Annotated in this window: 11 protein-coding genes and 3 tRNA genes; 8 read left to right on the top strand and 6 right to left on the bottom strand. The window is 52.0% G+C overall.

What is annotated here, in order from left to right; translation table 11 throughout:
* The first annotated feature begins 45 nt into the window (after positions 1 to 45).
* Together TCELL_RS01860 and TCELL_RS01865 are read left to right on the top strand one after the other, a co-directional pair.
* Positions 46 to 118, top strand: a tRNA-Phe gene (locus tag TCELL_RS01860).
* A 22-nt stretch (positions 119 to 140) separates the two neighbouring features.
* On the top strand, positions 141 to 704 hold the full coding sequence (locus TCELL_RS01865; RefSeq protein ID WP_052307201.1) for an archaemetzincin family Zn-dependent metalloprotease: 564 nt from the start codon (positions 141 to 143) through the stop codon (positions 702 to 704).
* Here the strand turns inward: TCELL_RS01865 and TCELL_RS01870 are convergent.
* Positions 701 to 1,186 carry an archease gene (locus TCELL_RS01870; protein ID WP_238529030.1) on the bottom strand — a complete coding sequence of 162 codons (486 nt, stop codon included), beginning with the start codon at positions 1,184 to 1,186 and terminating at the stop codon, positions 701 to 703. The genes TCELL_RS01865 and TCELL_RS01870 overlap by 4 nt on opposite strands.
* A 73-nt stretch (positions 1,187 to 1,259) precedes the next feature.
* Here TCELL_RS01870 and rbcL point away from each other — a divergent pair, with 73 nt between their 5' ends.
* The 4 genes from rbcL (at position 1,260) to TCELL_RS01890 (ending at position 4,929) form a co-directional block, all read left to right on the top strand.
* Complete coding sequence (gene rbcL / locus TCELL_RS01875) at positions 1,260 to 2,594, top strand: type III ribulose-bisphosphate carboxylase (RefSeq protein WP_014737038.1); 1,335 nt, start codon at positions 1,260 to 1,262, stop codon at positions 2,592 to 2,594.
* Positions 2,595 to 2,691: 97 nt separating this feature from the next.
* A complete protein-coding gene (locus TCELL_RS07290) occupies positions 2,692 to 3,321 on the top strand; it encodes a phosphatase PAP2 family protein (protein ID WP_014737039.1) in 630 nt (209 codons plus the stop codon).
* Positions 3,322 to 3,365: 44 nt separating this feature from the next.
* Positions 3,366 to 3,449: transfer RNA gene (locus TCELL_RS01885), tRNA-Ser, on the top strand.
* 586 nt (positions 3,450 to 4,035) lie between these two features.
* On the top strand, positions 4,036 to 4,929 hold the full coding sequence (locus tag TCELL_RS01890; protein WP_014737040.1) for a cation diffusion facilitator family transporter: 894 nt from the start codon (positions 4,036 to 4,038) through the stop codon (positions 4,927 to 4,929).
* Between the two features lie 8 nt (positions 4,930 to 4,937).
* Here TCELL_RS01890 and TCELL_RS01895 read toward each other — a convergent pair whose 3' ends face one another.
* The gene (locus tag TCELL_RS01895; RefSeq protein WP_014737041.1) at positions 4,938 to 5,498 is read right to left on the bottom strand and encodes a chromate transporter; all 561 of its coding nucleotides are present in this window, start codon (positions 5,496 to 5,498) and stop codon (positions 4,938 to 4,940) included.
* A gap of 187 nt (positions 5,499 to 5,685) precedes the next feature.
* On the opposite strand from TCELL_RS01895, the gene TCELL_RS01900 reads away from it, so the two are divergent.
* On the top strand, positions 5,686 to 8,799 hold the full coding sequence (locus TCELL_RS01900; protein ID WP_014737042.1) for a DEAD/DEAH box helicase: 3,114 nt from the start codon (positions 5,686 to 5,688) through the stop codon (positions 8,797 to 8,799).
* 30 nt (positions 8,800 to 8,829) lie between these two features.
* Here TCELL_RS01900 and TCELL_RS01905 read toward each other — a convergent pair whose 3' ends face one another.
* Positions 8,830 to 9,186, bottom strand: a complete 357-nt coding sequence (locus tag TCELL_RS01905; RefSeq protein WP_162097822.1) for a hypothetical protein — start codon at positions 9,184 to 9,186, stop codon at positions 8,830 to 8,832.
* 88 nt (positions 9,187 to 9,274) lie between these two features.
* Here TCELL_RS01905 and TCELL_RS01910 point away from each other — a divergent pair.
* Positions 9,275 to 9,377: transfer RNA gene (locus tag TCELL_RS01910), tRNA-Glu, on the top strand.
* An 18-nt stretch (positions 9,378 to 9,395) separates the two neighbouring features.
* Here TCELL_RS01910 and dcd read toward each other — a convergent pair.
* From dcd to TCELL_RS01925, 3 genes are all read right to left on the bottom strand, one after another.
* Positions 9,396 to 9,923 (bottom strand): dCTP deaminase, encoded by a 528-nt coding sequence (gene dcd / locus TCELL_RS01915; protein ID WP_014737044.1) that lies wholly within the window; start codon positions 9,921 to 9,923, stop codon positions 9,396 to 9,398.
* A 312-nt stretch (positions 9,924 to 10,235) separates the two neighbouring features.
* Positions 10,236 to 11,153 carry an FAD-dependent thymidylate synthase gene (gene thyX / locus TCELL_RS01920; RefSeq protein WP_014737045.1) on the bottom strand — a complete coding sequence of 306 codons (918 nt, stop codon included), beginning with the start codon at positions 11,151 to 11,153 and terminating at the stop codon, positions 10,236 to 10,238.
* Between the two features lie 53 nt (positions 11,154 to 11,206).
* Positions 11,207 to 11,968: an anaerobic ribonucleoside-triphosphate reductase activating protein gene (locus TCELL_RS01925; RefSeq protein ID WP_014737046.1), complete on the bottom strand. Its 762-nt coding sequence runs from the start codon at positions 11,966 to 11,968 to the stop codon at positions 11,207 to 11,209.
* Positions 11,969 to 11,988 lie beyond the last annotated feature (20 nt).

Here is an 11,988-nt window from a genome sequence, read left to right on the forward strand (position 1 = left end):
GTTAAAGTATTAAAATCCCCCATGCGTGATTCAGATTATGCAGAGGCCGCCGTAGCTCAGCTGGGAGAGCGCCCGGCTGAAGACCGGGATGTCCGGGGTTCAAGTCCCCGCGGCGGCATTTTGACTCCTAAGGTGGTCGATTGCCTAAGCTCTACATTATCCCTTTAACTCAAGCGGGCGTCGTCGAATATCTCGACACCATAATTGGCATGATTCGCGAGAGTTACAGCAAGGCTGGTGTGGATTTTGAGGTATACAGCTGGCCAGAGGTTCTTAAGCCCAGTTTGAAGTGCTACGACTGGGACAGGATGCAGTATCGAGCTGGCTGTATAATAGAGGACTTGTACAGGGGGGTCTCGAGTCTAGACGAAGGGGGTTATTTCGTCGGGGTGGGAATGATAGACGGCTACGAGCCTGGCTTAAACTTTGTATTCGGACTCGCGGAGCCTCGTAAGAGGACGGGAGTGGTCTTCACTAAGAGGTTGAAGGAGGAGTTCTACGGGAGGCCGGCCAAGTTCGACCTCTACGTAGAACGGGTGGCGAAGGAGGTAGTGCACGAGTTGGGACACCTACTCGGCCTACCCCACTGCCACAATAAGAGGTGTGTAATGAGCTTCAGTAACAGTATAGTCGATGTAGACTCCAAGGAGAGGTTCTTCTGCGACGAGTGCTCACTTACTCTTAAAAAGCTAGTTTTACACTAGATGTCGAGAACGAAGTAAGCAGTCCATTTGTCGTCTTTCAAGATCCTCATCAAACTGTACGTGACGGCTTTGACCTCTACTCGGCCTTCGTGTAGCGTGGGATCGAAGACTTCCCCCACGCACCTACCGCTAACTCTATAGTTGAGCTCGTTATCCCTCCTCTCAATCTCTAACTTGTGTACCTCGAGGTCTCCACACATAATTCTCTCGGAGTAGTAGACTGTGAGGAGAGCCTCGAGCCACCTGTACAGCAAGTTCTCTAAGTCGAACCCTTCAGCGCTAACACCTCTCTCTAATACCGGTCTAACGCTCTTAGTGTCCACCATGCTCTCGAAAAGCGCTATTCCCGCGTTCTCGAGAAGCTCCAGTATGTCGCCCCCTACCGCCTTAACGTATATGTCACCCGTGTGTTCCAGGAAGTAGAATCTCCCCTCCGGATCCGCGTATACAATTTTTTCCTCAACCAATTTGGGTACCCTCAAACTTATTGGTTTTCCCAAGGTTGGAGATTTAATCGTGAAATAACCCAAAATATTCTTTGAGTGAGGGATCGTCTTGACTAAGGAGGGCTTCGAACCATACCCCGAGTATGTCGACAAAAAATACCAGCCAGACCCTGATACTCACGTGATAGTCACTTTCAGAGTCAAGCCGGCCTCCGGGTTTACTGTAGAGGACGCGGCAGGCGGGGTAGCGGCGGAGAGTAGCACTGGCACTTGGACCACGCTGTTCAGTTGGTACGATGTCTCGAGGGTTAAGAAGTTAAGTGGTAGAGCCTACTACTTCAAGGACTTGAAGGACGGTTCCTACATTGTCAGAGTAGCCTACCCTGTCGAGCTGTTCGAGGAAGGGAACATGCCGGCATTCTTGGCAAGTGTCGCTGGCAACATCTTCGGTATGAGGAGAGTTGAGGGTCTGAGAGTGGAGGATATCTACCTGCCGAAGCAGTTCCTCCAGTACTTCAAAGGCCCCTTCAAGGGCGTTAAAGGGGTAAGAGAGATATTCAAAGTCCACGACAGACCCATTGTAGGGACTGTGCCTAAGCCTAAAGTGGGCTATACTCCCGAGGAGGTCGAGAAGCTAGCGCTCGAGCTTCTAATGGGAGGAATGGACTACATAAAAGACGACGAGAACCTGGCCAGCCCTAGCTTCTGCCGGTTCGAGGCTAGGGCAAAGTCGATCATGAAGATCATCGACAAAGTCGAGAAAGAGACAGGTGAGAGGAAAGCTTGGTTCGCCAATATAACTGCCGACGTGAGAGAGATGGAGAAGAGGCTTAAGCTGGTGGCAGACTACGGTAACCCCTATATAATGGTCGACGTTGTCGTCACGGGCTGGTCGGCTCTAACCTACATTAGAGACCTCGCGGAGGAGTACAAGCTAGCGATTCACGCTCACAGAGCGATGCACGCTGCTATTACGAGAAACCCCTACCACGGTATTTCAATGTTCGCACTCGCTAAGCTGTACAGGTTCATAGGTATGGACCAACTACACATAGGTACGGCGGGGGCGGGCAAGCTCGAGGGCGCCAAGTTAGACGTGGTCAGGATAGCCAAGATGCTCAGGGCGGAGGACTACCAGCCCGATCCCGACGACGACTTCCACCTACCTCAGAAGATGTACCACATCAAGCCAATGATGCCCGTGTCTTCTGGCGGCCTACATCCCGGTAATCTACCAATAGTGATCGAAGCCCTTGGTACAGACCTCGTCTTGCAGATAGGTGGAGGTACAATAGGGCACCCAGACGGCCCCAGGGCGGGAGCTACTGCAGTTAGGCAGGCTCTTGATGCGATAATAAAGGGGATACCCCTAGAAGAGTACGCGAAAGACCACAAAGAACTCGCGAGAGCCTTGGAGAAGTGGGGCTTCGCCAAGCCTATATAACCCGCACTCCTAACCCTCGTAGGCCACATACTTTTTTTACCCTACCTAGACACGCTTAATTACAAGGCTCATTATAGTTAAAGGGCTGGTGCTAGCTATGGTAGAAACTAGTCTCAAACTAGTTTACTCGCTAGCGCTCTTTGGAGCATTGTCTGCGGCAGTCTTGTTGGGGCTTCTGAGAGGTCTAGACTACTATGTCTACGAGCGACTAAGGTTTGACAACGTCGTGGTTGTTGCGATATCTAGTACGGCGAGCATAGTTTTTCTCGGCGTGGTCTGGATCGCAATGGCTGTTATAGACCTTGTCCGCTCAAGGGGGCTCAGAGTGCATACTTACGAGGTGGCGGTTCTACTGATGTTGTCCGTCTTGCTCGACGCAACCCTCAAGCTGATCTTCAGAGTCCCGCGACCTGGCTTGAGCGGTCTAGTTCAACCAGTGTCTGCGTTGATGTCAGTGGAGTACTACAGTTACCCGTCCGGTCACGCCACGAGAGCAGTAGCGCTAGCGCTGTACGCTGGTAAGAGATCGAGTACCGCGTGGAGCCTGGCTATATACACCTGGGCGTTCGCAGTCTGCCTGTCAAGGATACTCCTGGGTGTCCACTGGACATCAGACGTCTTAGGGGGGTTTGCGGCAGGTCTAATCACGTTGTATGCCTCGGAACTACTAAAAGACCCCTTAAAGAAAGTTCTCGAGGCGTTACGGCTCGGGTTCGTTTTGAAGTAGTGAGCACGGTTTAAAGACCTTGAAAAAGGATAAAGATAAGTAGAGCCGGGGTGCCCGAGCGGCCTAAGGGGCTGGCCTTGAGAGCCAGTGGGCTTACGCCCGCGCGGGTTCGAATCCCGCCCCCGGCGTTCACGAGACAGTTTCGTACATCGCCAAGTAGGTTCCACCGCGGTTTGTTTTTGACATATTCCTAGTGTTGTCTCCGTAGATAATGTAGAAGAAACGCTAGACCCCCCTTCTCCGACTTTTTCGTATAGCTCAAGACCCTGGTTCACAGCTTCAACGATAAGTGTTGGAACTCATAGTAGACCTGTCCACGGGTTACCGGTGTTTCCAGTAACTTGCTTGAACCCCAACGATCTCACCGGGATCGGGTCTACACACTCTCCCTACTCCCACGAAGTAGAGCAAGCTTCAATATAAAGGATCGGGTTATCGGTCGCCCTTAACCGTGGTAGTCGAGGTGTCCCTAGTAACCTCTTGTCATACCCAGCAAGACTTACTGGGCCAAAACCTCCTCCCCGAAGCGCCGGTGGCCCCGCCTATCGAGGTACTTCGGATAAACGAGCCGGAGCATAAAGATCACTATACCTCCTAGTACTGGTGCAGCGCGGGTCTGTGTCTCTCGATGCTATGGGAGGGGCTTTCGCGCCTTTAGGCTAGTGACGTATTTTAGAACTTCTGTGTTAGAGGTTTGATAGAGACGGTGTTTAAATGAGGATAGACCGCAAGAGAGCAGGATACCTAGAGGGCGTAGTCTCGATAGTAGTCAACACCGCTCTCTTCGTGGTTAAATACTACTATGGTGTACTCTTCAACTCGATCGCAGTCATAGCAGACTCTGTTCACACGCTCTCCGACAGCTTGACCTCTGCGGTCGTAGTCGTGGGGTTCAGGGTGGCATACACAAAGCCCGACGAGGAGCACCCCTTCGGCCATGGAAGAGCCGAGGAAGTGGCCGCCATCATAATAGGTGTACTGCTCTGTGTGGTGGGGTACGAGTTCGCTGTATCCAGCTATGATAGGCTCGTCTCTAGGGAGACACTAGTGTACTCGCTCACACTAGTCTTGGTTCTACTGGTCTCCGCAGCTGTCAAGGAAGCCCTGGCCATGTGGGCTTTCAGGCTGGGGGAAAAGTTTAACTCTGAGTCCATAAAAGGTGATGCGTGGCACCACAGGAGCGACGCAATAGCGACTGGGCTACTAGCTCTCGCTATATTGACAGCCGGTGGCACGTACTGGTGGGTCGACGGCGTAATGGGGTTGGTGGTATCGGCCTTCATAGTGGTGACAGGGGGCAAGATCGTCCTCGACGCCTCGAGCGTCTTACTTGGTAGAGCCCCGTCGAGGGAGGAAGTAGAGGAGATAGTAAGCGTGGTCAAGAAAGTGAGCCCGAAAGTCCAGAGCGTACACCACATACACGTACACAAGTACGGCGAACACACAGAGGTGACCCTCCACGTGCACTTACCGGACGACATGTCTCTCTCGGAGGCGCACGAGATAGCTACTTTAATAGAAGACGTTTTGAGGAAAGAGCTCGGGTATGAGGCTACAGTACACGTAGAGCCGGCCAGTGCTAAAAGACTCAAAAACCACGCCGACTAAGTCCCGGTTTACAACCCGAGTATTAGTCTGATAAGTATGCTCAACCCCGCCGAGGCGAGGATCACATATATTGGATGTAGTCTCGCTAGGTATAGTAGCGCGAAGGCTATCACGAATATGACCGCCGAGATCACGTCGATAAAGGGAGGTCTCTCGACGACGAGGACGCTCCTGCCGACGGTTACTAGCGCGTAGAGTATGAGCGCTACCACGGCGGAGTTTATACCTCTGAACACAATTCTAGCCGCCTCTGTGAACATGTAGCGCGTAAGGAACATCGCTATTACTAGTATCACCAGATAGGGGGGCACTACCACGCCCATAGTAGCAAGTATCGAGCCGGGTATGCCCCCTAGCTTGTAGCCGATGTAAGTCGCGGAGTTAATCGCTATGGGACCCGGCGTACTCTCTGCGATACCTAGTATTTTGACGAACTCGTCCTCGCTAATCCACTTGTTGATCTCAACTAGCTCCTTGTACAATAACGCTATCCCACCATACCCTCCGCCGAACATGAAGAACCCTATCTTCATGAACTCTAGGAACAACTGGAGTAGGCTAACACCCATCTCATAAGTCACCTAAACATAAAGACTCGGGGCTATCTATTAAACTAGGGCTCGTAGTCTAAGCAAATACCAGTTACGCAGACTCGTGTAGAGCATGGAGGTAGGGCGAGGCGGCCAGAAACGGGGCGTAGGAGTGGTAAATTAGGGCCTCCCCCCATTTGATTAATAGGTGTCAGGAGTACAGAGTATGAGAGTCGATACTAAGGCTCTGCTCGAAAGGCTGGGCTACAAGTACTACTACGAGGTAGAGGAGGCTTCTAACCCAGACTACGTGGACGTGAAGTTTTCGGACTTGGTGCCCGAGTTTAGCGGGCTGAGCATAGGGGGTAAGAGACTCTACAGGCACCAGCTCGAAGCTCTTGAAGCCTTGAAGAACGGTGAGAACGTTATACTGATCTCCGGCACCGGTAGCGGTAAAACTGAGGCGTGGGTCTTATACGTCTTGGACCAGGTTAGAAGGGGCACACCCCTCAAGGTAATAGCCGTCTACCCGACGCTAGCGCTCGCGAACGACCAAGTTAAGAGGATAGCAAATTACTCTGGCCTGTTGAAAATCGGGTTCACACAGCTCGACAGTATACGGGTCAAGCGGCTGTCCGCGGGAGGGAGGAGAAGGCTGGTCGAAGAGCTAGGGAAGGTCAAAATCGTGGTGACAAACCCGGCTTTCCTCTTAAACGACTTGAAAAAGTTCCTCATAACCCAGAGTTCGGCGCTCTTACACAACTTCTACAAGGGTCTAGACTTACTCGTTATCGACGAGATAGACTTTTACGGTCCTCGCAGTTTAGCCCTCCTACTAGCTATACTCAAAATTCTAGGGAAGGTGTCGGACAAGAAGCCTCAAGTCGCCGTGCTAGGGGCGACGATATCCAACCCGGAGGATCTCGGCCTATTCCTAGAGGAGGTCACTCGAAGGAAGTACCGTGTAATTAGGGGTAAGCCGTTCAGGGTCGAAAACAGGACTTACATTGTCCTAGGTAAAAACCTCAGGGAGATATGGGAGAGGTTGAGGCGCGAAGTAGAGAGGCCTGAGCTGAGGGGCAGAATCCCCCCGGAAGTAAGGGTGGCCATGGAAAAATTCGACGTTTTTGCCGAGAAGCCGTACTTCTACCTCCAGTTCCTCGAGTCGCTGGGATTAGAAGTGCCCCCGATTCACCCAGACTACGTTGAAATACTGAAGGGCTATTTCGAAGACGACTACGTCACAATCGTTTTCACTAAGGGTATAAGCCAAGCAGAGGAGGTTTTGAGGGACCTCAAAAACAAGTTAGGAGAAGGAATTCCTGCCGCGACACACCATCACCTGGTACCGAAGGAGAAACGGGAGGAAATAGAGGAGAAAACGAGGAAGGGGTTTATCAAGCTGTTGATATCCCCCAGAACTCTCTCACAGGGGATAGACATTGGCGAGGTAGCCAGGGTGGTCCACCTAGGTCTGCCTGACGACGTTAGGGAGTACTACCAGCGAGAGGGGAGGAAAGGGAGGAGAGCCGAGCTGGGCTACTCGGAAACCGTAATAATACCCACTGGTCGGTGGGACAGAGAACTGCTCGCCAACGGCTTTGAGGCGCTCAAAGAGTGGCTTAACCTCGGAGCCGAGAAGACGATAATCAACCCGAGGAACCTGTATCTCCACTTGTTCCTTGGCCTGACGAAGCTCTTGTCACCGTGGTTTAAAGAGGAGTTGAGTGAGCTCGAGAAGGAGGCCTTAGAGAAAGCAGGTCTGCTCTCGAGCGACAGAGTCAGCTTAGACTACCTGAGAAGAGTCTACGAAAAAATCAACTTCTACGAGTATGCTCCACCGTACGGTATCAAGAGGTACCTGGTAAAGGGCGGCGAAGAGGTGGCCTTAGAACCGATAGGACACTGCGACCTCGTAGAGAGGTTTCAGCCGGGTTGCATCGACTACGGGGAGGAGGCAATAGTTGTTTCCCTAGAGAAGGCTGCGAGTACGAGACGGGTCGCGAGGGTGATAGAGAAAGGTTTCAGGGAGATAGACTTCTACCAGGACGACGCGTTCAGGCTCGCCTTGGAAGAGTACAGGTACATAAAGGACGGGTGGGGCGAGAAGCCGAACATACTGAGGGACATCCTAGCTGGAAGAATATCGTCTTACGAGCTCTGCGTGGTCTACGTGCCCTCGAGGGGGTTCGGGGTCTACAAGAAAGTCCCAAACCGCTGTATATGGACAGTGAGGTCCGAGAAACCCAAGTCGATAAGGGTCGGGGGAGAGACCATCGTCTTCTACGATAGGAGGAACATATACCTCCCAACTCCGACAGGAGGCGAGTACAGGGACTTCACCTACGGATACAAGTTTGACGTAGACCCCGCAGAGAACGCTGAGCTCCTCAAGCTGGCCCTCGCCAGCCTGATGATAATTCTCAGGAAGAGGCTCGGTATAGCCTTCGAGACCATAATGTACGATGTCGTCAAAGTCGGTGAGACGAAGTACTTCAACCTCCACGAACCCGAGTCAGCGGGTCTAATAGACAGCATAGACTGGGACACCGTTAGGAGGGCTGTTGAAGAATACACATTCACACCGCTCGACAGAATATTGCTATCCCAGATAGACGAACTAGCGTACTCTACACTAGTCTCGTACGAGTTTAACTGGGAGGTCGTCAGGCAGGAGGTCCTTAGGGTCATTGATTACATTGTTGCCAAAAAGAAGCTCCCGCTTCTCGTGAGGGGGGTCAGGGTGAAAATCCCGAAACCTAGCAAGGCTTTGAAGATAGGCGCCCTCTACGCGTTTACGGAGGTGTCAGGCGAGGACTCCCCTAGACCGGTGATGATCGCGGGGCTCAGCTTCTTCGACGGCGAAGACGCGTACAACGTCGTGGAGTCCTACCCGCCAATACCCTACATTAAGCCGCCGGAGTCGTTAAGGTCTCTCGAGGCACTCATAGCCGAGAAAGTCGACTACGAGGACTACAAGCTCGTGGTCGAGTCCAAAGATAAGACGTTAGAGCAACTAAAGAAGGCCAATCTCAGAACATTGGTCAGAGTACTCGAAAACGCTGAGCCCGGTAAGCTGATCGATATAAGGGAGGTAGGTAGACCAGAATGGCTCAGGGGCCTGAGCTTGAGAGACGCCCTTGTCGAGACGGGGTTGCTCACGCCAGGTGTCAGTATCGAGAGCGTGTCCCTGTCGATTACACGCGTTTTCGAGAAGGGTAAAATGTATCCAGAGACCAAGAACGTCATAGAGGCGTTCCTAGGGGAGCAGTCTAGGTCCTTGTACTTAAGCTACCTACTCCTCACCTCGTCGGAAGTAGAGAAAGCGAGAACCGAGTAGAGAAGGGTCCCCGTATAGTATTGGCTAGGGTCAGACGCCCCCACCATTACTGTGCTGCTCGTGTTTCTTGAATGCGCCGGCTATCTCGTCCCACCAGATGAATAGAATGCCCAAGACTATTATTTGTCCAATGTCGGGGTAGAGTGTCGAGCCCTTGCTAGTCGACTCCGTGATGAGTAGTGGTAGGACTGTTAACTGGACGCCAGTAGAGGTAACGACGAGATAGATCACAGTGTAATGTAGGATTACTACCACTAGACCAAGTATGGTAACGACGACTCTGAGTAGAGGACCTCTGAGTAGGGATGAGAGGATTATCAGCACGACTACGAGGGCTCCGACGATCGATGATAGCTCGTATACGGGGCCGGGCGAGAACACGCTCAACACCGTGTCAAGCCGTCGAGCTGGGGGCTAATGTTAAATAGGGGAGGCATTGAAATTTAAAACTCCTCTATTTATAGATTTAGAAGGAGCCGCCGTAGTATAGCCCGGTCAAGTATGCGGGCCTCTCGAGCCCGTGACACCCTAGGCCCGTGAGGGTGCGGGACACCCGGGTTCAAATCCCGGCGGCGGCACTAGGAATAAAGTCTCCTCTAGCTCTTGTCCTTTAACGCTGGTGTTACACCACGTTGACCCTGGTACTTGCCACTGTAAGGCTTGTAGACAGGGCTACTCGTTCTAAGGAAAACTACGTGGAGGAAACGCTGGCCAGGGTACACTTTAACGGAGTTGGGACCTCCAACGATTTCAATAGTCACCTCTCCTTTGAACCCGGCGTCTATCACTGTAGGAGGTATGTAGATACCGGCTCTAGCGAAGGTACTCCTCAGATTGACCAGACCGACGAGATCGGCTGGCAGCTCCACCCATTCCAGGGTTGTTGTTAGGACGTGTTCGTACGGCTTTATTAGAAATCCCCCCTCGCCGACTCTCTCACACTCAAGGAAGTCTGTTACGTTCATCTCCCTCGTGTCTATTACACCCCCCGTCTTAAACCTGCAGAACTCGTCCCCGAACCTCAGGTCAACGCCGTTCTCTCTCACAGTATCCTCGTGAAGAGGGTTTATCACGAGGAGTTTCTTTTCGAGATAGACCTTGATATCCCAATCGCTCAGGATCATAACGTCACCTCGTACCACTACTATCTACTACCTATCGTTACTCATTAAAGGGTTGGGTTAGGCGAGATGTAGTTCATCTCAGTTCAGGAAGACACAAGGACAATTCTCAAGTAGAAGTTCTCGTATATGGTCTCCGACCTGAAGTTTGCGGGGACAACGCTCTGGTAGTTCGTTGGCAGAACAACTATCACGGTCCCGTTTTCTCTTACAGCGAGCTCTATAACAGGGATTTGTTAGCGGTCGCGCGTTACACCAATGCCCAATAGGGTATTTAATAACCTTCAGTATACTAGTGGAGTCTACTTCGTGAACTCAGCTTGTCCGTGTGTACCTCTGGAACTCCGAGACCGAGTAGAAGAGACACTCTTGTATTTTGTCTCTCGGCACCAGCTCAGGGCATCTCTCAATTGTGAAAGAGCACTTCTTACCCGCGAAGTCCTCTAGGCTACACGGACTGCTTCTGGCTCTGTTCTCCATGAGGACACAGCGTGGGCCGGAGAATTTGAATATGAGGGGGTCGACCTTAACGAGCTCTTCTCTTACAGCCCAGGCAACCCACCTGATCTCCCACTGGGCTCTGCTACAAGTCCTTAATGGTATGAATACCTCGAGTAATTCCCGGGCGTTCATGCTCACAATGACCCTTGTCTTCACGGCCTGGGGTAGGAGGAACCTAGCGTCCTCGTAAATAACCCCGCTTTTGAGAACCTCGTAGTAGTCTCTAACGCTCTCAAGCAACCTCTCCAGAAACACCCTGTTCTTAAGCTCGACAACCTTTGGGGGCACGATGAAGGCCTCGCCGACAACGTCTAGGAGAGTATCGAAGTCTAGCCCCATCTCGAGGAGCCTGTCTATCACCTCGACCTCGCCAACGTCATCGCCCGTCAACCCAGTTACTTCTCTGGCTCTAGACACCAAACTTCTCAGGTACTTGTCGCTGTACCTCTGGCTTAGCTGGGAAAACGAGGCATGCCTGTGCCTAACCAGTTGGTGGCTACACACCCTGCTGCAAACAACCTCGAACACGTAGATGCTGTGCTCTAGTGGGCTACCGTGCCCTCTCTTAACCAACTCGGTAATCCACGTCTCTATTTTGTTTTCGTCCATTTTCTCCGCGATACTCTCGAAGTCTTTCGGCGTAATGGTGAGCTTAGCCGAGATGGCAATGAGTTTCTGCGCGTCGGGTAGTCTAGCTACAAGCCTGGCCGAAGGGTAGTGTTTAGTTGGCATCCAGCTATCCTACCGGCACCAGGTATCGCTGGCAGGGATTAAAACGGTGTATTTCAGCTGGACAACCACTTTTTTACCCTTACGCGGAAGCCCAGCTTGGTTACCGTCTCGGCAACCCCGTCTAGTAGACCGTTGTCCGGGTTACAGAAGAGCTTGCACCACTCAGGGTCTCTCGGCGTGGTAACCGGCTCACCGAGTAGCGGCTGGACAACAACAATAAGCTTGCCGATTTTGGACAGGTAGGGTTGGATTTTAACCAGGTATTCTGCTACGAGGGCTGGTTTACTAAACTTGGTAATAGGGATTCTCAGCTCTAGAGGTACACCGTAGTCGGCTACGAGCATAAGCCCTCTTTCGTATAGAGACCATAACTTCGAGGCCGTCTCGGAGTCGTGTCCGTACATGACTTCAGGAGGGAGCTTCAGGTCCGTGGCAATGTGGTCAACTAGCCCCTCTTTGAGGAGCCTACTCAGTGGTGAATACAACGTTAAGTTTGTGTTAACGCTGGTCCTCCCCCCTATGTTGTTCTTCACCAATCTGAGTAATCTACCCAGCTCATACCACTGTACTAGGGGCTCTCCACCGGTCACGTGAAGGTAGTCGACCAGCATCTTGGCCGCGTTTAGTTCGTCAAGCAATCTCTCGATATCAAGGAGTCTACACCTCTCCGGGTTGTTCACGGCGAGTTTCCAGTTATGGCAGAAGGGGCATCTCAAATTACAGCCACAGAGCCATAGGGTGAAAGTGACTGAGTCTACAACGTCGACTAGACTAACATTCTTCCAACCAGCTCCTACAAGTCTGATGTCCTCCATAACAAAAACCCGTTCATGAC

This window comes from Thermogladius calderae 1633, from assembly GCF_000264495.1.
In the GTDB taxonomy this organism is placed as follows: domain Archaea; phylum Thermoproteota; class Thermoprotei_A; order Sulfolobales; family Desulfurococcaceae; genus Thermogladius; species Thermogladius calderae.

Bases quoted from the DNA above. Each gene is read 5' to 3' on its own strand.
- thyX (WP_014737045.1), bottom strand. From the start codon at position 11,153: ATGCCAACTAAACACTACCCTTCGGCCAGGCTTGTAGCTAGACTACCC.
- TCELL_RS01900 (WP_014737042.1), top strand. From the start codon at position 5,686: ATGAGAGTCGATACTAAGGCTCTGCTCGAAAGGCTGGGCTACAAGTAC.
- TCELL_RS01925 (WP_014737046.1), bottom strand. From the start codon at position 11,968: ATGGAGGACATCAGACTTGTAGGAGCTGGTTGGAAGAATGTTAGTCTA.
- TCELL_RS01895 (WP_014737041.1), bottom strand. From the start codon at position 5,498: ATGGGTGTTAGCCTACTCCAGTTGTTCCTAGAGTTCATGAAGATAGGG.
- TCELL_RS01890 (WP_014737040.1), top strand. From the start codon at position 4,036: ATGAGGATAGACCGCAAGAGAGCAGGATACCTAGAGGGCGTAGTCTCG.
- TCELL_RS07290 (WP_014737039.1), top strand. From the start codon at position 2,692: ATGGTAGAAACTAGTCTCAAACTAGTTTACTCGCTAGCGCTCTTTGGA.
- dcd (WP_014737044.1), bottom strand. From the start codon at position 9,923: ATGATCCTGAGCGATTGGGATATCAAGGTCTATCTCGAAAAGAAACTC.